At 59.4% G+C, this 24,850-nt stretch carries 22 protein-coding genes and 1 pseudogene; 13 read left to right on the top strand and 10 right to left on the bottom strand.

What is annotated here, in order from left to right; genetic code table 11:
• The 3 genes and pseudogenes from AS026_RS41035 to kduD form a co-directional block, all read left to right on the top strand.
• Positions 1 to 150: pseudogene (locus AS026_RS41035) on the top strand (5-deoxy-glucuronate isomerase); the annotation flags it as partial.
• A gap of 11 nt (positions 151 to 161) precedes the next feature.
• A complete protein-coding gene (locus AS026_RS05785) occupies positions 162 to 500 on the top strand; it encodes a cupin domain-containing protein (protein WP_062368932.1) in 339 nt (112 codons plus the stop codon).
• Positions 501 to 508: 8 nt separating this feature from the next.
• Positions 509 to 1,261 (top strand): 2-dehydro-3-deoxy-D-gluconate 5-dehydrogenase KduD, encoded by a 753-nt coding sequence (gene kduD / locus AS026_RS05790; protein ID WP_062368936.1) that lies wholly within the window; start codon positions 509 to 511, stop codon positions 1,259 to 1,261.
• A gap of 239 nt (positions 1,262 to 1,500) precedes the next feature.
• Here the strand turns inward: kduD and flgK are convergent, their stop codons facing one another.
• Positions 1,501 to 2,961, bottom strand: coding sequence for a flagellar hook-associated protein FlgK (gene flgK / locus AS026_RS05795; RefSeq protein ID WP_062368937.1), 1,461 nt, complete (start codon positions 2,959 to 2,961; stop codon positions 1,501 to 1,503).
• A gap of 12 nt (positions 2,962 to 2,973) precedes the next feature.
• Complete coding sequence (locus tag AS026_RS05800; RefSeq protein ID WP_062368938.1) at positions 2,974 to 4,269, bottom strand: flagellar hook protein FlgE; 1,296 nt, start codon at positions 4,267 to 4,269, stop codon at positions 2,974 to 2,976.
• A gap of 543 nt (positions 4,270 to 4,812) precedes the next feature.
• On the opposite strand from AS026_RS05800, the gene AS026_RS05805 reads away from it, so the two are divergent.
• The 4 genes from AS026_RS05805 to AS026_RS05820 all read left to right on the top strand — a co-directional run bounded on the left by AS026_RS05805 (position 4,813) and on the right by AS026_RS05820 (position 7,818).
• Positions 4,813 to 5,367: a TetR/AcrR family transcriptional regulator gene (locus tag AS026_RS05805; protein WP_062368939.1), complete on the top strand. Its 555-nt coding sequence runs from the start codon at positions 4,813 to 4,815 to the stop codon at positions 5,365 to 5,367.
• A gap of 101 nt (positions 5,368 to 5,468) precedes the next feature.
• On the top strand, positions 5,469 to 6,317 hold the full coding sequence (locus tag AS026_RS05810; protein WP_062368940.1) for a DUF6502 family protein: 849 nt from the start codon (positions 5,469 to 5,471) through the stop codon (positions 6,315 to 6,317).
• A complete protein-coding gene (locus AS026_RS05815) occupies positions 6,314 to 7,372 on the top strand; it encodes a DUF5666 domain-containing protein (RefSeq protein WP_062368941.1) in 1,059 nt (352 codons plus the stop codon). Before AS026_RS05810 ends, AS026_RS05815 begins: the two co-directional genes overlap by 4 nt.
• 149 nt (positions 7,373 to 7,521) lie before the next feature.
• Positions 7,522 to 7,818, top strand: a complete 297-nt coding sequence (locus AS026_RS05820) for a hypothetical protein (RefSeq protein WP_062368942.1) — start codon at positions 7,522 to 7,524, stop codon at positions 7,816 to 7,818.
• Between the two features lie 36 nt (positions 7,819 to 7,854).
• Here the strand turns inward: AS026_RS05820 and AS026_RS05825 are convergent, their stop codons facing one another.
• The 3 genes from AS026_RS05825 to AS026_RS05835 all read right to left on the bottom strand — a co-directional run bounded on the left by AS026_RS05825 (position 7,855) and on the right by AS026_RS05835 (position 11,489).
• Positions 7,855 to 8,172: a DnaT-like ssDNA-binding protein gene (locus AS026_RS05825; RefSeq protein WP_062368943.1), complete on the bottom strand. Its 318-nt coding sequence runs from the start codon at positions 8,170 to 8,172 to the stop codon at positions 7,855 to 7,857.
• Between the two features lie 9 nt (positions 8,173 to 8,181).
• Complete coding sequence (locus tag AS026_RS05830; RefSeq protein WP_062368944.1) at positions 8,182 to 10,362, bottom strand: DUF1217 domain-containing protein; 2,181 nt, start codon at positions 10,360 to 10,362, stop codon at positions 8,182 to 8,184.
• Positions 10,363 to 10,829: 467 nt separating this feature from the next.
• Positions 10,830 to 11,489, bottom strand: coding sequence for a TetR/AcrR family transcriptional regulator (locus tag AS026_RS05835; protein WP_062368945.1), 660 nt, complete (start codon positions 11,487 to 11,489; stop codon positions 10,830 to 10,832).
• Positions 11,490 to 11,864: 375 nt separating this feature from the next.
• Here AS026_RS05835 and AS026_RS05840 point away from each other — a divergent pair, with 375 nt between their 5' ends.
• Positions 11,865 to 12,671: an EF-hand domain-containing protein gene (locus tag AS026_RS05840; protein ID WP_245307363.1), complete on the top strand. Its 807-nt coding sequence runs from the start codon at positions 11,865 to 11,867 to the stop codon at positions 12,669 to 12,671.
• A 264-nt stretch (positions 12,672 to 12,935) separates the two neighbouring features.
• Here AS026_RS05840 and AS026_RS05845 read toward each other — a convergent pair whose 3' ends face one another.
• Entirely contained in the window at positions 12,936 to 13,148 is a 213-nt protein-coding gene (locus AS026_RS05845) for a hypothetical protein (RefSeq protein ID WP_018858147.1), read from the bottom strand.
• Positions 13,149 to 13,259: 111 nt separating this feature from the next.
• Positions 13,260 to 14,339 (bottom strand): glycosyltransferase, encoded by a 1,080-nt coding sequence (locus tag AS026_RS05850; RefSeq protein WP_062369097.1) that lies wholly within the window; start codon positions 14,337 to 14,339, stop codon positions 13,260 to 13,262.
• Positions 14,340 to 14,617: 278 nt separating this feature from the next.
• Here AS026_RS05850 and AS026_RS05855 point away from each other — a divergent pair, with 278 nt between their 5' ends.
• Together AS026_RS05855 and AS026_RS05860 are read left to right on the top strand one after the other, a co-directional pair.
• The gene (locus AS026_RS05855) at positions 14,618 to 15,397 is read left to right on the top strand and encodes a WecB/TagA/CpsF family glycosyltransferase (protein WP_062368946.1); all 780 of its coding nucleotides are present in this window, start codon (positions 14,618 to 14,620) and stop codon (positions 15,395 to 15,397) included.
• A 14-nt stretch (positions 15,398 to 15,411) separates the two neighbouring features.
• On the top strand, positions 15,412 to 16,272 hold the full coding sequence (locus AS026_RS05860; protein ID WP_062369098.1) for a DUF6492 family protein: 861 nt from the start codon (positions 15,412 to 15,414) through the stop codon (positions 16,270 to 16,272).
• A gap of 6 nt (positions 16,273 to 16,278) precedes the next feature.
• Here the strand turns inward: AS026_RS05860 and AS026_RS05865 are convergent, their stop codons facing one another.
• The 3 genes from AS026_RS05865 to AS026_RS05875 form a co-directional block, all read right to left on the bottom strand.
• Positions 16,279 to 17,211, bottom strand: coding sequence for a glycosyltransferase family 2 protein (locus AS026_RS05865; RefSeq protein WP_062369099.1), 933 nt, complete (start codon positions 17,209 to 17,211; stop codon positions 16,279 to 16,281).
• A gap of 97 nt (positions 17,212 to 17,308) precedes the next feature.
• The gene (locus tag AS026_RS05870; RefSeq protein WP_062368947.1) at positions 17,309 to 18,697 is read right to left on the bottom strand and encodes an O-antigen ligase family protein; all 1,389 of its coding nucleotides are present in this window, start codon (positions 18,695 to 18,697) and stop codon (positions 17,309 to 17,311) included.
• Entirely contained in the window at positions 18,690 to 20,183 is a 1,494-nt protein-coding gene (locus tag AS026_RS05875; protein WP_062368948.1) for a GumC family protein, read from the bottom strand. The genes AS026_RS05870 and AS026_RS05875 overlap by 8 nt, the downstream gene beginning before the upstream one ends.
• 201 nt (positions 20,184 to 20,384) lie before the next feature.
• Between AS026_RS05875 and AS026_RS05885 the strand changes: the two genes are divergently transcribed.
• The 3 genes from AS026_RS05885 (at position 20,385) to AS026_RS05895 (ending at position 24,826) form a co-directional block, all read left to right on the top strand.
• Positions 20,385 to 21,467 carry an endo-1,4-beta-xylanase gene (locus tag AS026_RS05885; protein ID WP_062368950.1) on the top strand — a complete coding sequence of 361 codons (1,083 nt, stop codon included), beginning with the start codon at positions 20,385 to 20,387 and terminating at the stop codon, positions 21,465 to 21,467.
• Entirely contained in the window at positions 21,464 to 22,882 is a 1,419-nt protein-coding gene (locus AS026_RS05890; RefSeq protein WP_062368951.1) for a lipopolysaccharide biosynthesis protein, read from the top strand. The genes AS026_RS05885 and AS026_RS05890 overlap by 4 nt, the downstream gene beginning before the upstream one ends.
• 144 nt (positions 22,883 to 23,026) lie before the next feature.
• Complete coding sequence (locus AS026_RS05895) at positions 23,027 to 24,826, top strand: alpha/beta hydrolase family protein (protein ID WP_245307365.1); 1,800 nt, start codon at positions 23,027 to 23,029, stop codon at positions 24,824 to 24,826.
• Positions 24,827 to 24,850 lie beyond the last annotated feature (24 nt).

A 24,850-nucleotide genomic window follows, 5' to 3' on the forward strand; every position in this document is an offset into this window, starting at 1 on the left:
ATCGTCAAGAACGAGGAGGCGATCCTGTCGCCGGGTTGGTCGATCCATTCCGGTGTCGGTACATCAAGCTACACATTCATCTGGGCCATGGCCGGCGACAATGTCGACTATACCGACGTCGACCTTGTCGCCATCGAAGATCTTCGGTGAGGAGGGGGACTATGGCAGTGAGTGATCTTTTCGTGCCGGCCAAGGATGCCGAGTGGGCCAGTCCGGAACCGGGCGTGACCCGTCGCATCATGGCCTACCTGCCTGAGATGATGATGGTCGAGGTCGTTTTCGAGAAGGACGCCGTCGGTGCGCTTCATTCCCATCCCCACATCCAGGCAAGCTATGTGGCTGAGGGCAGTTTCGAGGTGACGATCGACGGCAGGACGGAAACCCTGCACCAGGGAGGCAGCTTCATCGTTCCCCCCGATCTGGTGCATGGGGTCAAGGCTCTCGAGAAGGGCCGCCTGATCGATACGTTTACGCCACATCGCGCCGAATTCCTCAAGTGAGGCCCGCCATGACCATGTTCGATCTTTCCGGGCAGGTGGCGGTCGTCACCGGTGCCAATACCGGCCTTGGTCAGGCAATCGCCGTCGCGCTGGCTGCGGCTGGCGCCACGATCGTTGCCGTCGGCCGCTCATCGATGGACGAAACCGAGGCTGCGGTTCGCAAGATCGGTGCCGGTTTTCACGCCATCAAGGCCGATCTTGGATCGATCGAACCGACAAAGGCAATCGTCGACGAAACGGTAGCGACCTTTGGCAAGCTCGACATCCTCGTCAACAATGCCGGCATCATCCGCCGCGCCGACGCCATCGACTTCACGGAGGCCGATTGGGATGCGGTCATGGACATCAACCTGAAGAGCGTCTTCTTTCTGTCGCAGGCTGCCGCCCGGCATATGCTCGAACGAGGCGGCGGCAAGATCATCAATATCGCCTCGCTATTGTCCTTCCAGGGCGGCATCCGCATTCCCTCCTACACGGCCGCAAAGAGCGGGCTTGCCGGACTGACGCGTCTCTTGGCCTGCGAATGGGCGGGCAAGGGCATCAACGTCAATGCCATTGCTCCGGGCTATTTCGTGACCAACAACACGACCGCGCTTCGCGAGGATCCGGACCGGAGCGCCGGCATCCTTGCCCGCATCCCGGCCGGCCATTGGGGCGATCCGGCGCAACTCGGTGGCGCAGCGGTGTTCCTGGCATCACAGGCCTCCGACTATGTCCACGGCATCGTCCTGCCTGTCGACGGCGGATGGCTGGCACGGTAACAATTGGCCGTTCGTTCCATTCGACGGTGTCGTCCTCAGACCTCTCTGTCCTCCGAGTTCTGCCTCTGACGCTTGCGGTTCCAATGGGGATGACGCTGTCTCCACCATTTCGCCGATCGCGTGACCTGGGGCCGACCGACATTTTATGGCCACGGTCGATGCCCGTGATGAGGCGCGTGCGAGATTGGCTGATCGTCTGGCAAAGGCTTGCGGCACGCGCGGTGCCGACGATTCATCGTTCAGCTCCCGAGATCGAGCAGCGACTGCAGCATTTCGTCGATCGCGTTGAGGAGTTTGGTCGCGGCCTTGTAGGACTGCTCGATGTCGAGCAGCAGTGTCAGTTCCTCGTCGAGATTGACGCCGGTTTCATTCGAGTAGGCCTCGCTGGAACGTGACAGCGCTGCGGACGTGTTCTCGGCAGCTGTTGTGGCGCCGCTGCGATATTCCTCGAGCCAGCCTATCGAGGCCGACGCGTAGGACATGATGCTGACATTGGATGAAATGCCGGCATCGGAGGAGAAGCTGCGCGCGGTATCGAGCGCGGAATAGAGGGCATTCAGATTGTCCGAGAAACCGCTATTGTTTTCGGTATTGAGGTCGGTGATGCCGCTGACGGATCCGTCACGCAGGTTCATCGGATCGCCACCCTTACTGGTGACGACGTTCGAGTTCACCGTGATGGTCGCAGCGATCCCGTCGATGACCTCGTCCGAGGTGGGCGTTTCGCCTGCTGCCCCGGATGATGTCGTCCAGACAAAGAGACCGGGAACAGTCGTCGTGCCGTCGGTCTCGGAAAAAGCCGAGACGAGCGATTTTGCAATCTCGTCGAGTTGCGACTGGAACGTCGGCGCGACCTCGTCGCGAATCTGAAGCAGCGCCTGAAGGCTCCCTTCTGCCGACGTCGTGGAGCCGTCGCCGGCCTCAAGCGCAACCCCATCGATATAGACGGCATTTCCCCGCGTCCCGGCGACATAGGTGGTGGTCGCCTGAAAGGTGACACTTCGCGCCGTCGTATCGAAGAGCGTCGTCCCGTCGCTCGTGTAGAGCGCCATGTCGTTGTTGTCGCGCGTGACCACGCTCACCCCGACAATCGACGATATCTGCTTGAGCAGCGCGTCTCGAACGTCAAGCGCGCTCGACGTATCTGTGCCCGTCGCGGTCGCGACTTTGACCGCGTCGTTTGCAGCCTGGAACTGCGCCAGGAGGCTGTTCAGGCTGTCGACCTGCGAGGCGATTTCAGCATCCGCGTCTTGTCTGACGGCCTGGACGGCATCGCTCGCATCGTTGAGGGAGTTTGCCAGATCCTGCGCAGCCGTCACGGCCGCCTGGGCGGCAGTGGTGCTGCTTGGCGAGGTCGCAAATGTTTGAAGCGCGGTCTGAAATGCCGAGAGATAGGCGCTTGGGGACGTTTCGTAGTCGTTGCCCCCAAGTATCGATTTCAGCTCGTCCAGTCCGTCGAGCAAGGTCTGTTGGCCACTGTCGCTTGCGTTTGCCTGCAGATACTGTTTCAGCAGTGCATCTTCCTGCGCGCGCGAGACGGTTACCACCTGCGCTCCATTGAGCGAGGTGGTAACCGAGGCCTCGCGTCGGACGTAGTCGGTATTGCTTGAGTTGGCGATATTCGTTGAAACGATGCTGCTTTGATAGCTCGTCGTGCTGAATATGCTTTTCGTCGTGTTGAGCGCAGCGGACAGTGACATGGCGGCTCGCCCCTATCGCTTCAGGTTGACGAGGACATCCATGATATCGGAACCGGTCTGGAACACCTTTGAATTGGCTGTGTACGAGCGCTGGGATTCGATCATTTCGGTCAATTCGCCGGCGAGATCGACATTCGAGCTTTCCAGAGCACCGGATTGGATGGAGCCAAGGCCATTTGATTGCGGGAAGCCGGTGACCGTCACCCCGGAGGCGCCATTGGCGCTATAGACGTTGCCACTCAGCAATGTGAGATTGTCAGGGCTGGCAACGGTTGCAAGCGGGATCTGATAAAGCGGTTTTGTCGTTCCGTTCGAATAGGCGACCGTGACGACGCCATCCGTGCCGATGCTGACGGAACTGACCGCACTTGCGGCCTGACCGTCGGCGGTGCCCGTTGCGGCGAAGTCCGACGAGAGCTGGGTAAAGCCGGAATAATCCATTGTAATCGTCTTGGCGGTCACCGGATCGACAATGTCGGTATTGGTTGCCGATGTCAGCTGGCCGTCAGCGTCGAAGCTGAGGCTGGCGACGCTGACGGCGCTCGAGGAGTAGGGGAAAGACGTCGTGCCGCCGGTAGTGGCGTCCGCGTTGCGGTAAACGGCAACTTCCCAGGTGGTGCCGGTGATGGCGCCATTTGCGTCCGTTGTTTCAGCGGTCTTCGTGAAGTAGTAGTCGTACTGCACCGTATTGCCGAGGCTGTCGTAGGCAACGAGCGACATCTTCTTGGTATCGTCGGTGACGGTCGTCGCGTCATTGGCGCTTGGTAGCGTGGTCGTGTCCGACACGACCTCGGCGCTTGAATCCAGGTTGCCGCTGAAAGTGGCCGAGGTCGAAGCGATTGCGCTGAGACCGGACTGGGATACGTTGACCGGCACAAGGCCATCGAAGCCGTTGACGACGACCGCCGGCGCTCCCGAGTCATAGGAGTAACCCATGAGCGTGTAACCTGCACTGTTGACGAGATTGCCACTCGAATCGACGGAGAAATCTCCGGCACGTGTCAGGACAGGTGTTCCGTCCGCACCGGTGACGATGAAGAAGCCGTCACCAGAAATCGCAAGATCGTAAGCGGAGGTCGTGTAGGAAATGTCGCCCTGTTCGGCGACGGCCTGACGCACCGACGTCTGTACGCCGCCAGAATTGTAGTTGCCGGATGTAGAGGGGAGAACGAGCGACGAGAAGGACGTCGACACTGATTTATAGCCCGTCGTGTTGGCGTTGGCTATGTTATCTGCGACCGTGCTCAAGCGGTTCGCCTGGGCCGTCATTCCCGATACCGCGGTCTTCATGCTGCCGAAGATGCTCATGGCTTTTTTCCTTTCGTGAGACGTAAGGTGACATGCCGTCCGCTGGGCGCGCCGGGCCGCACGGCAAACGTGTGCCGTGTGTGATGGCCCGAGGCGCGATGAGGACTAGGCGAGTTCGCTGCGGATCATCCGCACTTACCGCTTTGATCCGCCCGTGTCGGAATGTTCAGCGGTGAATCATTACAGAACTTTGAGGTACCGTAAACATAACGCTAACTTCTTCAACCCTAGAAATCATCAGTGATTTGCTCTAGCCAGGCTCGCGAGCCCCGATTGATCGAGCGACAGCGCAAAGCCGTGGAAAGCTCTGCCGGCGTTTGCCTATTTAGTTGTAAGCGGTTGACGCTGCTCGGAAGACTGTGATCTGTGATCTTTGCGCGATGCCCGGGCCGATGGCTGCCGCATCCTGTGCCAACCATTTTGTGCCGATATATCTGCCGCGGATTGACTAAGCTTTTGAACGTTCCCGAACAGGAAATTGAACGACAGGAAGAAAAACGCCCTCGGGGTCGTCCTCCGAGCTCCGATGACGCAACGCGCCGCATGCAGGTCATAGAAATCGCGCGGCAGACATTTGCTGAACTTGGCTATGCAGGGACAACCACAGATGTGGTCGCCATGCGCTGTCAGATATCGAAGCAGACCCTGTATCGCTTGTTTCCCAGCAAGCAGGAGCTGTTTGTCGCTGCAGCTAAAGTCTCTGAACAGACGCTCCTGGCACTACCAAGACCGATGGATGAGAAGGCGTCGATCGAGGAGACGATCGCCAGGATATTCGAGATTGCGCGGGGTGATGATCCCGCGGATGATCGAGCCACATTTGTCCGGACGATCATCCGGGACCAGTCTCTTGCTCCGGAATTGGCGCAAGCAAGCAGAGACGGTATCTTACGCGCCAGGCATGATCTTGCAGGCTGGCTCGGTACGCAGGTCGAAAAAGGCCTGCTGTACCTTGATGATCCGCTAAGTGCGGCGCGCCTGTTGATGGACATGATGTTTGGGGGGATGTACCCACCTGACGGATGGTCTAGTCCCGAAAAGAAGCGGGAACACCTTGAGCTGTGCATTAAGGTCTTCCTGAGGGGCGCAGTCCCTTGATTTTCGGTACGTATAGGTACTAAACCCCTTGGTGAGCGTTCAGGGGGCTTTCTTTCTGCCCATCGCCGAGGGCTGCAACGCATGCAAAGAGCGGTCAGAGAGTGAAGCAGCGACCCAAGGCTCCCTTTTCAGAAGCTGCGCTTCAGCGAACCCTTCTGCGGGTCCTCAGGCCGATCGTGCGGTTGTGCCTGGCGAGCGGACTGAACTTTGTGGCATTTTCTGCCCTGATGCGGCGCCTCTTCATTGACGTTGCAGAAAAGGACTTTGCTCTCAAGGACAAGAAACAAACCGACAGTCGCATATCTTTGCTGACCGGCATCCACCGCAAGGACGTCAGCCGCCTTCGAACAAGCGAATTGACGGTCGAATCCCTGCCCGCGCCGGCCTCCCGAACGAGCCGGATCATCGCTCGCTGGCTTGCTGATCCGCGCGCTTGCGACGAGGCGGGTATTGCCAAGGCACTGCCGCGCGTTTCATCCGACGGAGAGTTTTCCTTTGAGGGGCTCGTTGCGGCGGTTACGCGCGATGTCCATCCAAGAGCTGTCCTGGATGAATGGGTCGATCGCGGACTTGCAATCGTCGACGACCAGGATCGCGTCCACCTTAGCGCTAGCTTGCTCATTTCCAACACTGATGCGGAAGCGCAGCGGCACTATTTTACGCGCAATCTTCACGACCATGCCGCGGCAGCGGTGGAGAACATCCTTGCCGACGCGCCCCCGTTTTTCGAGCGGGCCGTCCACTACAACAACATTTCCGAAGCGCTCGCCAAGCGTCTGGACAACGCAAGCCGAGAAGAAGCCATGGCGATGCTTCTCCGGCTCAATCGGCTCGCCAACCAGGCGATCGAGGGCGATCCTGGCGGAGATAGGCGCTGGATCGCCGGTGTTTATGTCATGCAAGCGCAAGATAGCCAGATCGGCCCTGTTGCAGGGGAGGTCGACGAATGAAGTCGTCGATCCTGCTGCGACGTCAATTCTTGTTGGGGGTCGCTTGCCTGCCCATGACGCTGGCTGCCAATGCCGCCGAAAAGCCTCGGCCTCACGATCATGGTATCGGCGGGACCGGCCAATCCATCGTCGGTGGTGATGATCATGGTATCGGCGGAACCGGTATCGTTGGCACGATCCAAGGCTTCGGCAGTATCATCGTCAATGGCCGGCGTATTCCATACGCGCGCAACGTTCCGGTCTTTATCGACGGACGTCGCGTCGATCCCAACGAGATGCGCGTCGGCCACGTCGTTCGCGTGCTGCTCGGCGGACAGAATGCCCAGGCGATCCACATCACCAGTGAGGTTGTCGGGCCTGTTTCAGCGATCAACAAGCGGCAGATGACTGTTCTTGCGCAGCGGATCGATTTGAGCGAGGCGCAGCCCCTGCCACGTTTGAAGCCCGGACAGGTCGTAGCAGTCTTCGGAATTCGAAAGCCGGATGGCACCATTGTGGCAAGCCGGGTCGAAAAGCGTAACCGGTTTGCCTCTCCGATACTGAGGGGTGTTGCGGAGCGTAAGAACGGACAGGTTCGCATTGCCGGATTACCGATTGGGCGACCTTCACGTCACTTGATTGGTCGGCGTGTCGTCGTGGGGTTCTCCGTGATCGGCGGACAATGGCGACCGGAACGCGTGAACGCCGAAGAGGTTGTACCGGGCCTGACAGCCGGTAGCGTCAACGTCGAGACCTTTATTGAGCGCAACGGTTCTGGCCTGCGGGCAGGGCTCGGGATCAATGTGGGCGAAGGGGGTGCGGACGCTTCGCCAGACAATGGGCGCGCATTCATCAATGTACCCATCTCGGGTGGCGTTTTCGAGCCTCACTCACGCGGGCCTGGCCGGCCCGACGGCCCCCCTCGATTCGATCCGGACAGACCGGGGCGCCCGCCGCCGGGACAGCCGGGGACGTGGCGTTCGACGCCTGGCCGAGCGGGCGGGCCTCCACCCCAGGGAGCGCCGTCGCAAATGGGTGATCCTCCTGGGCCACCGCCAGGTCCACCGCCTGACTAGCCACCACCTGTGACGACACGGCCCTCGTTGGCATCGACGCCGGCGCCGGCAAATTGTTGACTCATTGACAAATGGGAATTTTTCCCATTTAGCTACGGATAGCAAAGCAGACAGTAAGCTGCATGGTCCGGAGAAAAGGAGACCTGTCCTTGGACGACGTGTTGCATTTCACTGCCATCTCGTCGCAGCGATGCGATGCGGCGCGGCCGGCCTTTTCCTGTGAATTTCCGTCAATCCACGCCGAGCTCTCTCAAGTCGTCGTGACCTGGGAAAACCACAATGAAATTTTTGAGCTGTTCCGGCGGGCCAATAGCATCGCGCTCCAGATTGCCGATCTTTGGGAAGCGACCAAAAGCGGCCGCCTCAGCCAGGATGATGTCGACTTTCTGACCGGTCTGATGACGATACAGGCCCAGTTGGCAAAGGTACTGTCGCAGGCAGGCTGACGGTAGCAGGCAAACCCACTTCGCCTGCTACTTCCATCAATGAAGCCGGGCGCGGGCGCAATCGTCATTGAGCAGTGGGGCTACAGCGGCCGATAGCGTCTGCATATCGAAGCAGATATCTGCGATCAAACATGTGACGATCGCTTCACATAGAAGTTCAACCTCCGGCGGAATTCCGACGATCTCGTCACCTTGCGTGTCAAACACACCGGTGCGAGGCCATGCGCGCTTTTGCAGCGGGTGAGATTTTTGACCGGAGAACGGCAGGAGATCGATGAGATCGGAGGCAAGCCGAACCGCACCTTCCAGATCCTCTTCTTCCGTCATCACGAAGTCCAGTTTCTGATTGGACATCATGCGCCCCTAAGAACTCTTGAGTTGAGCAACCGCAAGCAGCGTGTCGGCACTGATCGATGTGGCGCCGCCGCTCATGATGGTTACCGCGCTCGAGGTCGTGGTTCCGTTGCTCACATCGTACATCGCGGTAAAGCGCTTGATCAGATCCTGGACCTTGTCGGGATCGCCCAGGTCATCGATGTCGATGAAACTTGTGATCATGTCCGCCTGCTTGTCGACATCCATGTTCGAGACGTAGCTCGAAAGGCCGAAGGTCGTCGTGAAGAACTCATACAATGCGTCGTCGCCGAGGATGTCATAGGCGCTGGAAATCGTCGGCGCCTTACGTTCGAAATAAAGGGCCAGGCGCACGCCGGTATTACTGTCCCCCTGATCGCTCTCCAGGGTTTGCCGGATATAGTTGTTCACGGTCTCAAGCACATCGCCACGCTGCTGGACAGTTCCTTCCTGGTCGGCGGACAGGTTCCCGTCGGTGTCAAAGTTGAACGAGGCAACGATCTCCGCGAACCGATTGTCAGACAGGCTACTGACGTAGCTCTCGGGGTCGTCCGGATCGGATGCGAACATCTTTTCCAACTCGTTGTCCGTCACATCATCAGGATCGATGCCCTTTGCTACGAGCATCAGGTTCACAAGACGGTCGTCCGCCAACACATCAGAGGCCGTCTTCAATGTTGCCATCTGCGTGTTGAAATAGGTCATCTCTGTGTCAGCAGCGTCCGAGGCGTCCGTCGCTTCCGTGCCGGTGAGGTATCGGATCTTGTTCTCCTTGTAGTCGGCAACGAAGTCATCGATGACCGATTGCGACATGGCGAGAAGCGGAACCAATGTGTTGCCGTCGGAGCCGAAATTGAATGAAGCGCGCAGCGCCGTGAACCTGTCATCATTGAGCTGGTTCACGTAACTGCTCGGATCGTCCGGATCGCTTTCCAGTATTTTTCGGAACTGGGTCTTTGTGACTTCGGACGAGCCGATTCCAAAGGCGCGTAGCGCCATCTGCCACAATTCGGCGTCATCGTCGTTGTCGTCGTCGTCATCATCCGCGTTCGACGTCAGGAAGTCGTCGATGCTGGTTACGTCCGCGAAGCGGCTCTTGTAGTTGTCAACCGAGTCATCAATCCAGCTGTCGATACTGGTGACGTAATTTTCCGAGAAGGCAGCCGTTGTCTCTGAGGTCTGGTCGCTGGTTTGGGCTGTCGTTCCGTCCGCCAGTTCGCCGTCGGAATCGAAATTGAATGCGTCATGCAGATCGCTGAGCCCAATGGCCGTCGCAAGCGACGAACTCTTCAATGCCGCCGAGATGTAGTTGTCGGGATCCGAATCGCTCAAACCATAAGCGGTGCGCAGGTAAGCGACGAGCTTGTCATCGGCCATCAAATCGGCGACGGACGTGATGTTGCCGATCGTGTCCTCAAAGTACGTGGTATAGGCGTCGCCGACCGAACTCGATGCGAAGGTCGATACGGAAATCGCATACATGCTTTCGACCTGAGACTTCTGGTCATCGCCCTGCACCGGATCGCCGGCCGTACCGTCGGTATCGAAGTTGAACGCCTTGGCGAGATTGACATAGACATCGTCGTCCAGTTGGTTGACGAAGCTATCGGGGTCGTCGACGTCGCTGGTCAAGACGTTGCGCAGAAAGCTGGTGGAGGTGTAGTCCGTGCTGAGGCCGAACGCCTTCAGCACGTAGTTGCGAAGCCGGCTGCTGCCGAGAAAGTCATCGACGGAGGTCACCTTGTCGATCGTACTGTCATAATAGGCGGTTTCCGTCGCGGTCGCTTCCGTCTCCTCGTCGAACGAACTCTCGTAGTCGTCGAGAAGTGAACCTTGTTGCACGTCGGTCTGTGCAGCCGTGTCCTCACCGACGAATTTGAATGCCGCGGCAAACTGCGTATAGCGGCTATCGCTCAAGGTGTTTGCAAAGCTCGATGAGTCGCTAAGGTCGCTTTCAAGGACCTTTTTCATGAAGGCCTTGGCATAGGTCATGTCTTCCAGGCCATAAGCCTTCATTGCGTAGGAATAGAGGCGGTAGTTATCCATGAATTCATCGACGGTGGTCACTTTGCCGATGTTTTCCTTGTAGTAGGCGGTCTCGTTCGCAACCGCACCTTTCGAGGCTACCGCCGAAAGCGTCTTACTCAGATTGTTCGTTACGCTAAGATAGCTGAGATAGGTAGAAACCATGGACCCGCCCCCTGACAGGGCAGGCCAACGCAAAAGCCGGCTCGGTTACCGCCGCAAGGCGTTGCCGGGGCTTCATGTTCACCTGCCGTATGCTCACTGCTTGGATGGCCGCTGCATTCAGCCGAGAGGCGCCAGAAAGACACATCGTCATCAAGGCGCACAGTCTGCAATTCATTACAGAACCCAGTAGTTCTATAAATGATTCCCTGACGGATCGCCAGCATTTTATCCGCGTTGCGTTATCCTCGAGGGCTGCGTCGGCATGTCTTTCGTCAGTGCAATCGCCAGATTGGCGAAGCAGGAGATCACGCGTACGCTCGAGCGTGAGCGGCATGGGGTCCTTACGAACCGAGTAGAATATTGCCTGTGATACCCGCCGTGGCGACAAATGATAAGTTTAGTACGGATTGGTTCCGTATTTTGGAAGCCGCGGCCTCAATTGCAGCGGCACGTCAGGTGATAGCGAATCATCGCGCGGCGACACCGCGCGCAAAGATGCTTATGCATCGTTCCAAATGGTTCTTGCGTGCGTTCCGGTCGGGCCATGCCTGTGCCTGTCCCTCCGGCGGCCCCATGCCTCCGAAGATCATGTCCATCAGCATGCGCGCGCCGCTTTCGTGATCGGGTATCTTCAGTTTGCCGCGCGCTTCCTGTTCGGCGAGCCACTGCGCCAGCATTTGCCTGGACCGGATCATTCCTTCCTCGTGAAGGACATCGCGCAACTCGGGAAATTGTCCAGACTCCCGCATCACGAGATGAATGAATGCGGTGCGCTCCTCGTCTTCCGCTTCCTCGATGTCGATCATGAATATCTGATGAAGCGCGTCGGCGATCGGCAAGTCTTCCTCTTCCGGGCGGGGAAGGGCCAACATCATTCTGCGATGGGCCACAACGATCGCAGCAAAGAGCTCTTCTTTGCTGGCAAAGAGCTTGTACAGGGTCTGTTTGGAGACATTGCAACGACGCGCAACAAGTGCCGTCGTTGTGCCGGCATAACCGTGCTCCACAAAAACCTTGCGTGCCTCCTCGACGATGTGGGTCCTCTTGTCTTCATCGCTGGAGACCTTCGGTCGCCCACGGGATCGAGCCAGGTGTCCAATTGTCGGGGAATTGCCTGGTTCATCCATATAAACACCGGCCTACAGCATTTCGGCCGCCGAATCGGCAGTCCGGTAGGCGGACAATTGTCAACTACGACTTCTTGCCCGCAGCCTTGTTGTTGCGAGTTCGGCTGACTCCAATTAGAGAACTTAGTAGTTCTGTAATGCGTCGCCCCACCCATCTTCGTCGCATAGGAGCGCTCTGTGACAACAATCGCGTCGACATCGGCCACCACGTCCTACCGGTACACGAAACTCGCTTCGGCTACCACTGAAAGTCAATCAATTTCCTCTAGTGTCACCGCTGCCGGGAGCTCAGCCGGGGTTTCCTCGGCAGCGTCAGATGACAGTGCGCTGATCGGCAGCGCGCAAAAGCTGCTCTCTCAGTTGATGTCAATGCTGATGAGTATGCAACAAGGCCAAACCACATCCGGTGGCGACCAGTCCAGCGCCGACACGGGGCAAGATGATCTCGTCGCATCAATGGACACGGATGGCGACGGTCAGGTCAGCATCGCCGAATTCGTTGCAGCGCGTCCATCTGATGTAAGCGAGGACCAGGCAACAAATCTCTTCAACAGCTTTGACACGGAAGCTTCGGGATCGCTGACGGTCGATCAGTTGCAGGAGGCAATGTCAAGAAATGCGCCACCGATGGGCGCAGGGCCTCCGCCTCCGCCGTCGTCATCATCATCGTCGGACGATTCATCTTCTGATCTATTTACCTCCCTGGATACGGACGGCGACGGTGTCGTAAGCCAGGAAGAGTTCGTTGCAGGGCGTCCGTCTGATATAAGCGAGGAGCAGGCGGCAAATCTCTTCAACAGCTTTGACACGGAAGCTTCGGGTTCGCTGACGGCTGACCAGCTGCAGGAGGCAATGTCAAGAAATGGGCCGCCGATGGGCGCAGGACCTCCGCCTCCGCCGTCGTCATCATCATCGGACGATAGACTGTCTGACCTGTTCAGCTCGTTGGATACCGACGGCGACGGCGTCATCAGCCAGGAAGAGTTTGCTGCCGGGCGGCCCGACGATGTAAGCGAGGAGCAGGCAACCGCGTTGTTCGAAAGCTTGGATACTGACGGTGCCGGGTCGATCACCAAGGATCAGTTTGCCGAGGCAATGAAGCCCCAGCTGCCACCGTCCGCTGATTTCCAGTACCCGGACTTTGAAAGCGAGCAGGCAGAGGCGCAGACGTTCGTGATTTAGGACGAGGCTGCCCTCTCAGGCCGGGGGCGCCATTGAGGGGCATCCACCCTTTCAATAGTTGACGCCCCCGGCTCCCGAAGACGTGTGCATCATTCTGTCCGTTGTTGCGGATGGCTGGTGTGCTGAGCGTCAGATCGGGGGGGCATTCCGGTTGGTTACGCCTTTCGCGGCGACTCTACGGCGGCTGCGGCAACAGCTTAGTGATCTGGCCGCGAACGACTGTCCGGGCCAGAAAAATGAAGAACCCTTCCTCATCCCCTGCAATTACGGGGAGTTGATAGATGGCAGGAAGAATTCGACTTCCCTTCGGCGACGCATTTCCAGAGCTTCGACACGATCATGCCAAAACTGCTCCGCGGCGGGCGGGTCTGCCTCCCATGCGCGGACAGTTTGCTGATTGTCGTCGATCTTGACGCGCCTCTTTCCGCCTAGCCGGAGATATTCCTCCGCAAGCTGACGGCCCTCCGTCATTTCCATCTCGGATCACGTCCTTTCGATTAGCCTTGCGACACATCCGTCGCTAACTCAAAGAACGATTGTCGTGGGCCATTGTTCCACAGTCTCGGCATCAATTATGACGGCGCAACGTCAACAATGCGTGGTCTTCCCGCCCTCAACCGCGTCGATGACGGCGCCCCACAAGGCATCGACTTCTGCCTTCGCGTCAATCGATGCCAGATGGCTTTGGCTTGCTTCCAGCACCGCGTCGGCCATGGCGTTTATGTCGGCCTGTGTGTCGACCATGCGGATCGCACCGCCCTCTATCAGCTTTCGGAACAGGCCATGGTGGGCAAGGGCGTCAAGCTGTCGCGGCGCGTTGACGACGACGGGCTTTCCCGAGAAGCTTGCCGCAAGCACGCTTGCCCGGCGCGCCGTCAGCCCTTCAGCGAAGAGATAGCAGAACACGTCGACATGTCTGAAGATCCCGAAGAGCTCCTCGGCGTCGGCAACATAACCTGTTACGACAACCCGGTCTGAAATGCCGAGCTTGTCTGCGAGCGCATAAAATTCCTGCTCCACATTGTCGGTGCCGCGGATGAACGATCCGGCGAAGACCACGCCGACGTCGTGGCCAAGCGCCACGAGCCGGGCAGCAATCTCGAGAACTGCGGTTGACTGCTTCTTGGGATAGATCGAACCGAACTGCCCAAGGATCAGCCGCCGGGCCTTGCGCTGTGCGTCAAGTCTCCGGGCGATCGGGCCGTCGTGGAGCGTGGTCGGCAACGCAAGATTTGGCGGGATCGGGATGACTGCTCGCCGACTGGTCGACAGGGAGGACAGGGGGCTCTTGGCAAATTCGGCAGCTACCTCAGGCGCTGAAAACAAGATCCGTGTTGCGAGCATCACCACCGGAACCAGCACCAGGCGGCGCTTCCAGTCGAGAGCATCCCATTCGTGCAGGACCACGACAAGCTGTTTGCGCTGCAGCCGAGAGACAAGTGCCGCGACGACCGGCTCGGCTAGCTTTTTCTTCCAGGCCACCACAGGAAAATTGAGGATGGCGGCGTCCGCATCGTCGAGCGCGGATTTAAGCCGGCCGATATCGCCGTCAAGCACGTGCCGAGTGGCGCGCCCGTCGAGTCGCAAAGCCGCCTGTCGGGCAAACTCTTCGACACCACAGGTTTGGGCGGCGTCGGAGACGAATGCGAGGTAACGACGTTTCGGCATATCAGACCTTTTGAACAGGCGGACGGCGGGTGACCGCGCTGCGTTGATACCGTCTTTTGGTAAAAGCCGGCTTACAATTTCAGGTTCAATTTTTGACTTGCCGTCGGCAAACAGGCCTGCCACCATCACGTGTATAGCGGGGGTTAACTATAGCTCGAGGTTTTACAGCGATGGGTCTTCGAAACAGCTAATTGTCGAATCCGTTCTTGACCGATGCTCGTTTCGAAGGTGCGTGTATGACTAGGCATGGCAGTGCATCAGCGCGTCTTACTTATTCGATGAACGAATGGCCGACGAACCGGCTCGGAAGCCTGCCGATCGTGCGGGCCGGCATGGAAGAATCCGCAGACGCCTTCATTCAGTTGGCGCTTGAGCGCAGGGGGGCCGGCGGGCGTCCCTTCTACTCCACCTCCGCAAACGGTCAGGTCATTGCGCTTTGCGAGCATGATGCCAATTTCCGCTCGTTGACGCGTCAGGCCGACCAGATCCATGCCGATGGAATGTCGGTCGTGCTCTTTTCCAAGCTGTCATCGGCCGAGCCCTTGCCAGAGCGCGTCGCCACGACCGATCTCGTTCATGCCGTGGCGGAACGCGCGTCGGCAGCCGGGGTCAGTTTCTACTTTCTTGGTGCCAGCGAAGAGGTGAATGCCCGGGCGGTCGAGAACATGTCGAAGGCCTATCCGGGACTTCGCTTTGCCGGCCGACGCAACGGCTACTTTGATCGCGCCGAGGAAGAAGCGGTCGTCGAGGCGATCAATGCGGCGGCGCCAGATATCCTCTGGATCGGCTTCGGCGTGCCGCTGGAGCAGCAGTTCGTCGTTCGCAACATCAACAGATTGCACAATGTCGGCTTGATCAAAACTTCCGGCGGCCTGTTTGATTTCCTCGCCGGAAGCAAGAGCCGCGCCCCCCGCTGGATGCAGAAGGTTGGCCTTGAGTGGTTCTACCGCATGCTCCTCGAGCCGCGCCGGCTGGCAACACGCTATCTGACAACCAATCCGGTTGCCATCTACGCGATGCTCCGGCATTCGCTGCGAGCCCTTTCTGCAGGCCGGTGATCGGACCAACGATCTTGAGTTCCTCGATTTCGCTCATCACACCGAGTTATCGTGGCGACCTCGACCGTTGCCGTCTTCTCTGTGACTCGATCGACCGGTATGTGACGGGCTACGACGTGCATTACATCGTGATCGGCGATGAGGATGCGGACGCCTTCGTGGGCCTCGAAGGGGAAAGCCGCCGCGTGATCGTCTCGTCCAGCCTGCTTCCATCCCTTTGGGCGCTGCCGAAATGGCGGGGGCGACGCTACTGGTGGGCACCCCATTTGCGCCTCCCAATCTACGGCTGGCACCTGCAGCAAATGCGCAAGATCGCAATGACGCTAGCGCAACCGAGCGAGCGGGTCATGTGCATCGACTCCGACAATTGCTTCTGCCGCCCACTGGATCTGAGCGCAATGGCATCGACCCCGAAGCTCGCCCACCACGTCGCGGCCGGAGATATCAATCCCACGCGACCTAGCCACGTCCGCTGGTGGCAAAATGCGCATCGGCTGCTTGGCCTGAGCGTACCGGCGCTGCCGGGCGACGATTTCATCAGCCAGATGGTTCTGTGGGAGCAGCGAGCGGTGGCGACGATGGTGAAGCGTATCGAGGGCGCTAGTCGTCTTCCGTGGTGGCAGGCGCTGGCCCGCATCCGGCATTTTTCCGAATATCTCATTTACGGTGTCGCGGTCGCCAATGACCCCGAGCTTGCGCAACGACATGAACGCGTTTCGCAAAGCCCGTGCCTGACCTATTGGGAGGGGCCGGCTCTCGACAGGGGGGGGGTGGCGGCATTTATCGAAGGCTTGGCTCCGGGGCAAACGACGATCGCGATCCAGTCGCATACGCACACACCGATCGAAGTGATCCGCGAGGCAGCTCTTGGCTGAGAGAGCCTAGTTGCTGGCCCGATATGGGGTTGGCAGGAAGCCGAGGCTTGCCAGTGTACGACCGAGCGACACGAGCAGCGGATGGCTTGCCGGCAGCAGCCGCCGGGTCCTGAGGAACAGCGCCATCGATCGAAGGCAGCCGGCGCCGAGACTGAGCGCGTTTTTTGCAATCACCCTGATGGCCGACGTGCTGTGGATCCGATCGATAACATAATTGATGCTTCCGGTGCGCAGCGAGCGCTTCATCAGGAAACGGGCCGAGACGCGTTCCTCGGGTACGAATTCGCGGATAACCGCCTCGGCGCACCACCAGGTCTTGAAGCCGGCCATGCGGCATCTCGTAAAGAACTCCATGTCGCCACCGCCCAGAAAGTTGAAGCGGACATCGAAAAGCGGCGAAGCAAGACCGGCAAATACGCGGCGGTGGATCAGGCAGTTGCCGGAACCGTGGATCTGATCAATTGCCCGGGTCGAGCCTTCAATCGAGCCGAAGAGCAGATGCTGGGTGACTGCGTCGGACACTGGTACTTCGAACTGCCGGACAACAGGCCCGCCGACGATGTCGGCACCCTCCCGCCGAGCCGTGCCAACGATTGCGGCAAGCCAACCGGGCATGGCCATTTCATCGTCATCGATCATCAGCAGAAACTCGGCCTCCGGAAAGCCAGCCATTGCCTCGCCGAACGCACGGTTGATGGCATGGCAATTGCCCTGCCGCTCTTCGGTGGTGACCAGGAATGGCAGGCCGGCCGCGGTGAGAAATTCGCGGGCAAAGTGGGCGCCGGCCGGGTTGGCTGCGTCGTTGTCGACAACGACGATGGCGAAGGGGAAATCGGTCACCTGCTCGGCGAGCGATGTCAGGGTGCGCGCCAGCCATTCCGGTCGACGAAACGTCGGGATGCAAACGACTGCCTCAACGGACCCCTTGCTTTCCTGCATCATCCAAACCTCGATCGCGCAGAGATTGTTCGCCTTGCGGCGTTAGCCGACTTGGCCCGGCTATTGGCGGTGAAGCTGTAATTGGCTGGCGCCCACTCTACAATCGACGGCTGAGTATGAGGTTAACGGGCCTTCTCAGAACCGTTGCGTCGATCCGAGGCGCGGGGACGGGAGTAACGCGCGATCCTGGTGCGTCAGCCTCCTTGACGACAAGCCCGGCATTGGCCTGCAATCTCAAACCGAAGACCGCAATCAGCATCGTGAACCAGATCGGTCCGCTATTGCCGAAGAACGGGCTTTCGAGGCAGGCGAGAAACAGGGAAAAGAGCCAGATCCGCAAGAACAGGCGCGTCAATGCAATGTCGTTGCTGCCGGCAAGCGCGCGGCGGGCATAGCCGACAGGAAGGACCACCAGCCAGATGAAGGTCATCACGAGCGCCGGGATGCCGCCATTGATCAATTGTTCCACGTAGCCGTTGTGTGAATTGGCGGCAGTGACGGCCCAGGTGGTCATGGCTTGCCCGCTGTTGAACAAGGCGTCGGTCTGCCAGAAGGACTGAAAGCCGTAGCCAATTATAGGCCGCTCGGCGATCGCGGAGAGTGCAAGCCGCCAGATCGAGCCACGGTCGGTGAAGGTCGGATCGATGCCCGCGGAAGCAAGCAGGCTGCTGAAGGAAGGCGAGACCGCCGCAGTCAGCAAGATCAGGTTCAATCCGACAAGGCCGCCAAGAAGCATCACCACGCCGAGTTTCGTCCAGCGTTCAAGAATCCAGGCAAGCAGCAGGATTGCCGGAAGCATCGCGGCGGAGGTTTTCCCTCCGGCATGAAGCACGAAGAACCCTGCTGACAATGTAATCAAGAAGCCAAGCCGGGCGTGTCCTGACCTTCTTGCATAGAGGCCGAAGAATACGGCATAGACCATTGCAGCTGCAGCCACGTTCTTATGGCCAAAATGACCGCGCCAGTCGCCGGCAAGCGACTGCTCTAGCGCGTCGCTCGCTTGATGGATGGCGAGGTGCGGCAGGAGAAGTACGCCAAAATAGGAGAGGCCGATCGTAAAGGTCAGGCCAAGGCACATGAGCCTTGCAAATTGCTCGCCGTTTCTTGGAATGAAGAGCATTGCGTTCGCGCACAGGCAAACAAGGATTGCGAAAACGAGGCGCCTGAAGGCTGCGCTTGGGTCGCCGGCAAAAAGACCAGTGAAGAGCAGCCAGACGAGCAGGCCCATCAGCAGGCCATATGGGCGCAGCAGCAAGTGGCGCGCGGGATTCTGCAGGACCGTGCCAAGGACCACGGCCGACATGGCAATGACGATCAACTGATTGAAAACGTTGGACGTGCTGCCATAAGGCGTGGAAAGGCTTGTGGCGTTGGGATCGGGAAACGGGCTCAATCCGATCCAGAAGTAGCCGAAGACAGCCAGGAAGAGAAAGCCTGCAAAGGTACTGCCTTTGCCCGCAGCAACACTCTTGCCTCTGTCAGCCATAGGCCTTGGCCTGGATCGCGCTCAAGCGGCGATAGTCTCGCCAAAGCCCGGACAAGACCGCGATGGCAAGGCCAAGCCCGAGGCCGACAACGCCGCCGGCGCCAGCCAGCACATAGCCCCGCGGCGGAAAGCTCCGCGCTGTCGGTACGACCGCCGGTGAAACGATCCGCACGTTGGTCGTGTCGATCTGCTGGCGTTCGGCGGCTTCTCCGGCACGTGCCATGAAGGCTTCGTAGACAGTCGCCTTGGCGCGCGCCTCACGCTCCAGTTCGCGCAGATGAATCTGCGCGGCGGTGTCCTGGAAGACCGAAGATTTCATCTGGTTTGCCTCGGAGTTCAGCGCGTCGAGTGCAGATCTTGCCTGGTCGAGTTCGGCTTTCGCGGCTTGCACGATGCGTGCCGTCTCCGCGTCGATCTGGCCCTCCAGCGCCCTGAGCTGTGGTTCGAGCGCCAGGATCATCGGATGACGGGGCCCGAGGACGGCCGATTGAGAGGTCACGCGTTGTCGCAGTGTCGAATATTGCGTGCGTAGCATCGTCATCGTTTCCGATTGCAGCGCAGACGCGTTCAGGCGGTTCTTCGGATTGGTGGACACGAGTTCGTTGTAACGCGACTGCGCCTGAATGACGCGCGCCTTGGCGTCGATCAGCTGCGTGTTCGTCTGGTTTGACATGAGGGTGCTGACGAGTTCTCCCGAACTCGATTGCAATCCCTGTTCGCGCTTGAACGTCTCAACCGCAGCCTCTGCCTTGGCAACCTCCACCTTCAGGTCCCCGAGGCGAGCAAACAGCGAGCTCGCAGCCCGGCCGGCCCCTTCCGATTCCGCCTTGGCCAGCTCTTCCTGGAAGGCGGTCGCGATGGCATTGGTGATGGTGACTGACTTGGCCGCGTCCTGCGTCCACACCGCGATATTGACGATGAAAGAGCGTTCGTCACGACGGGCCGTAACCCGCTTTGCCAGCGTGCGCAGCGCGTCACCTGCCGGGTCCTTGGCTTCAGGCGCAACAAACTCCGGGTCATCGGTGAGCTTCAGGTCGCCAATCACGCGGCTCAGCACGTTACCCGATGTCAGGACCCGCAGCTTGCTTTCGACATCAAGCAGCTGCGTATCCCGCTGCATGCTCTCGGAGAAGATGTCGTCAGCAACGACCCTCAGATTCGACGGGTCGACGAGAAGGTCGATTCCGGCCGTAAAACGCGGCTTCACCACAAGAACAACCGCATAGCCGGCGACAGCGCCGAGGATGGCAAAGGCAAAGATCCAGACGAGACCCGCGCGCAGCCAGTTGAGGATACGGGTCAGGTCGAACTGAAGGAGTTCTTGAAAGACCGAGGGCCAGTTGTCTGAGGAAGGGGTGGAAGCAGGGGCGGGCGCGACTTTCAGCACCGGCCGCGGCGATGCGGCACCGTCATCCTTTTCCCGGCTCGTCGTCCAGCCACGCGTACTGATGACCGGAGTCTGATGTCGGGAGGCGGCTTCATACATGGCAGCGGGTTCTGATTTACATGGGCGCGGGAGCAAACCTATGGTTAAGAGACCTGATTTTCCTTAAGTATCCATTAATAGCGATTTCAATTTTCGCGTGCGCGCGAAGCAACTCTCCAATAAAAAAGAGAAGTTCAAGGCCTTGCACGCTTGCGCGGTCGAATTCTGGTTCATTTATACGCAATCCAAGGATATCCATTTATGCGCAGGCGGGACTTCGTTCTCGGCGCAATGGGTGCCGGACTGGCATCCACAGGCGCGCTCGACCCTTTTGTCTGGAGTGATCTGACTGCCAGGGCGGTGCCTGCCAGAGGCCCCATTCCCTACGGTGCGGCCGTGCGCACCGATCTTCTCGACACCGAATTCGACTACAAGCAGGCCATTGTCGATCACTGCCAGCTTGTCGTCGGTGAGGGCGGATTGAAATGGTTCGACCTGCGTCCGAGCCAGGATCAGTTCGTCTTCGACCAGCCTGACCGCCTGATCGATTTTGCCGATCAAAACGGCATGCAGATGCGCGGCCACACACTTGCCTGGTATGGCGCGATGCCCGATTGGACAAACAGCATCGGGAGCGCGTCGGAAGCCGAACGCGAACTCGTCCATCACATCACCACCGTCGTCGGACGCTATCGGGGGCGGGTTCCGAGCTGGGATGTCGTCAACGAGGCAATCGCCGAACAGCCGGAGAGTGGTGCGACGATCCGTGGCTCGATATGGCAGGAGCGGCTCGGCAAGCGCTACATCGAGCTTGCGCTGCGCACGGCCGCCGCCGCCGATCCTTCGGCTCAGCTCGTCATCAACGATTACAACATTGAAAATCCGACACAGCAGTGCCGCGACCGGCGCCAGGCCTTGCTCGACCTGCTGCGTGATCTGAAGGACCGCGATGTGCCGCTCCACGCCGTCGGTATCCAGGGACACCTCCCTGGCGACATGGACATCGACAAGGAGGGCCTCTCGCGATTTGTCGAAGCGGTGAAGGGAATGCAGCTTGACGTTCTCGTGACCGAACTCGATGTGATCGACAACAAGCTGCCCGCCCGTGAATACGACCGGGACCAGGTCGTCGCAGCACGCGCACGCGACTTCCTCGGTGCGATTTCCGAGGCGGCGCGCCCGAGCGCCGTTCTGACCTGGGGCATCACTGATCGCTATACATGGGTGCCGATGTGGTTCAAGCGCGACGACGGCAAGCCCAACCGTCCGTTGCCCCTCGATGCCGGGTGCCGGCCGAAGGCGCTGATGAAGGTCATCGACGAATTCACGCGTGCGGCCGAATGATGTTTCGTCAGATCTCGGCATACATGATTGCGAACGCCGTTTCGGCCCTTTTCGGGTTCGTTTCGGTCGTGCTTTTCACGCGCATGCTTAGCCCGCACGAATACGGCATCTATGTCGTGGGTACGGGTGTTGCGGGTGTCATATCGACCCTGCTTTTCGGCTGGATCAAATTCTCCGTGCTGCGCTTCGATTCCGAAGGTGGATCGAAGGATGTTCGCACGACCGCGCTCTGCGGTTACGCGGGACTGATGCTTCTCAGTCCGCTCGTCATCCTCGCGACGTGGCTCATTGCGGAGGATTCGTCGACCTATGTCGTGCCGGCCGTGTTCGTTGCCTTCATGGTCGGGTTGTTCGAGTTCGTGCAGGAAGTGTTCCGGTCTCGCCAGCAGACGGGGGCCTACATGTGGTCGGTCATCCTGCGGGCGGTGCTGACGGTCGTCTTCTCCGCCGTCCTCGTAATGGTATTCGGCATGGGCGGGCAGGGTCTCCTTGTGAGCGTCGCCTGCTCCTATCTCGTGACCTTGTTGGTCTACGCGCCGGGCGTCTGGCGCCGACCGCGCCATCCGTTCGATACCGGGCTGTTGAGGGAAATGATGCGCTTCGGCCTGCCGATGACCGCCTCGTCCTTCATCTTCGTGTTGCACACGGTTCTCGACCGGATGATCATCATAACCTATATCGGTGAGACGGCCGCGGGCGTCTATGGTGCCGCTGCCGATCTCGTCCGACAGATCATCCTGTTTCCGGGCGTTGCAATCGGATCCGCAACAGTTCCGGTGGCGATCCGTTTGCTGGCGCAGGATGGCCATACGGCTGCCAACCGGCATCTGATGGAAACCGCCGAGGTGCTCCTGACAGTGCTGATGCCGATGGTCGTCGGACTGGCGCTTGTCGCGCCCGGTTTCGCAAGCCTGATCCTCGGCCCCGAGTTTCGCGATGCGGCTGCCATCCTCATCCCGATCCTCGTCTTTGCCTGGCTGTTTCGGTCCATCTCCTATCAGTTCGTGCATGTCAGTTTCCAGCTGGCGAAGAAGCCGAGCCTGATGGGCGCGCAAGGCATGATCATTCTGGCGATCAACATCATTGGCATGGTTGTCCTCGTACCGCGCTTCCAGCTTGTCGGTGCTGCTTGGGCGCTGCTGATCGCCGAGATCGGTGGCGTGATTGCCGGTTACTTCCTGTCCTATCGCGCCCATCGCTTACCGCTCGAACTCCGTCCGATCGTCAAGGTCAGTCTCGCAACCGCAACGATGGCGGTGCCGACCTTCATCGTGGGCAGGCTTCAGACCGGCAACGCTGTCTTCGACCTGACTGTGCCGATTGTCACCGGTGTCGTCGTCTATGCGGCGGCTGCGTTTGCGCTCAACCTGGCCGGCGTCCGAATGGCATTGACGAGGCGACCGCGGCCAGCCTGATCGGGATCACTTTCTTTTGATCCGGCGCCGAATAGAAGGCAAGACAATGCCATTGCGACTTCCGCTAATTCTTAACGTCTCAAGTATATCGGTGAGGAATACGCACGGCGCTCTCTCAAACGGAACGCCTTGCGCGGGAGGGCAATGGTGACGCAGACGGATGTGAACTCGCAAGAAGAGAAGGGGCGTTCCGCCTCTCAGCCGACGGTCTTCGGGTGGCATACCGGTTTGTTCACCGCAGCTGATGACGATGCGCCAAAGAGCGATCTCGCAGTGCTTTTCCTCAGCCCCTGGGGGCTCGAGGAGATGTGTACACGCAGGTTCTATCGCATCCTGGCGGAGCGCTTCGCTGAGATTGGTGTCGCGAGCCTCCGCTTCGACTATCCCGGAACGGTGAATTCGCTGGACGACACGTCGGCCGAACGCGGCCTGTCGGGGTGGTCCGAGGTGATCGGCAAGGCGGCTGAAGAACTCAAGACGCTGTCCGGTACCCGCAAGCTGGTCTTCATTGGTCAAGGTATCGGCGCGAGCCTCACGCTCATGCAGGCGCGTTCCGCGCCATCACTTGCAGCGATTGCCCTTCTGGCGCCGGTATTGAAAGGAAGGGCCTATCTACGCGAGCTCTCGTTGTTTTCGCGGCTCATTGATGATGGTCTTGGCATAAAGCCTGAACTGCGTGACAGCGCGCCTGGATCGATCGCCGGATTGCGCATGCCCCGTGCTGTCGCAGATGACATCAAGGAAGTCGACCTCAACAGTATCGAAACCACGGCCGCACCACATGTGTTCCTCGCCGAGCGCCCGGGCTTTGAGGCCGATACGACGTTTCGTGATCGGCTGGCGTCGGCTGGCTGCCAGCTGCGGGCGATACCATTTTCCGGATATGATGCGCTGGTTTCCAACCCGCTGGACCAGGAACTCCCCGAAGCGCTTGTCGATGAGCTGATCGGGTGGCTGAAATCGCTGCCGCAATACCAGGATCACCGCCCGCTTCCGGCGAAGAAACCTTCGCCGGTCGCATCGGTCCGTTCGGAGAAAATTCGCGAAACGTCCGTCCGCTTCGGTCAGGATGAACGCCTCTACGGGGTCTTGTGCGAACCCGCTGACGGTTCGATCGGCGTAACCGCCGTTATTCTGACGACGGCCTATGATCATGCCGCCGGGTGGGCGCGCTCCTCGGTCGCGATTGCGCGCGAGCTGGCAAAAGTCGGCGTGTCGTCCTTGCGCTTTGACAGCGCCGGTGTCGGGGACAGTCCGCCGGTCGAAGCCCGTCGCAAACAGGTCCTCTATGACGAGGCCCAGATTGCCGATGTCGGAACGGCCCGGGATTATGTCGACAGTCTTGGTCTGGGCGACCGGACGTTACTGATTGGACGCTGCAGTGGCGCCTACGTCGCTTTTCGAAGTGTGCTGGCCGATCGACGCTGGGACTCCTGCGTGATTGTCAATCCGGTTGCTTTCCGCTGGCGCTTCAAGGGCCTGCCAAGGACATTGAAGGCCTATATGAGGAATGCCCTCGATCTCGAAACGGTTCGCCGCCTCTGGACCGGTGACGTGGACCTTGGGGCGGTGACGAAGAATATCTCCATGCGTCTCGTGGACCGGATGGCGAACAGGCTGTCTTTCGTCTTCGCACCCGCCAAGCCGATCACGCAGCTTACAAAGCAGGTGCATCGCGATTTTCAGGCACTGGCCAGCCGCGGCACCCCGCTTTCGATCATCTATACGGAAGGTGACGAGGGGCAGGAGATGTTTCGGATCAATTTTGGCGATGCGGGCGAAAAGCTCTCTGCCTATCCGAACGTTCAACTGCATCTGTTCCCGGACGCCGACCACAATCTGACGCCGCTGCCGGCACGTGAGAAGATGATTGCGCTTGTGAAGCAACAAGCTCTTTCACTTGGCAACCGCAGCGAACGGCACATTGCAAGCGCGGTTGCGTAGTGCAGTCAGTTCGCCTCCCTTGTC

The sequence above is a fragment of the Rhizobium altiplani genome, from assembly GCF_001542405.1.
Classification (GTDB): domain Bacteria; phylum Pseudomonadota; class Alphaproteobacteria; order Rhizobiales; family Rhizobiaceae; genus Rhizobium; species Rhizobium altiplani.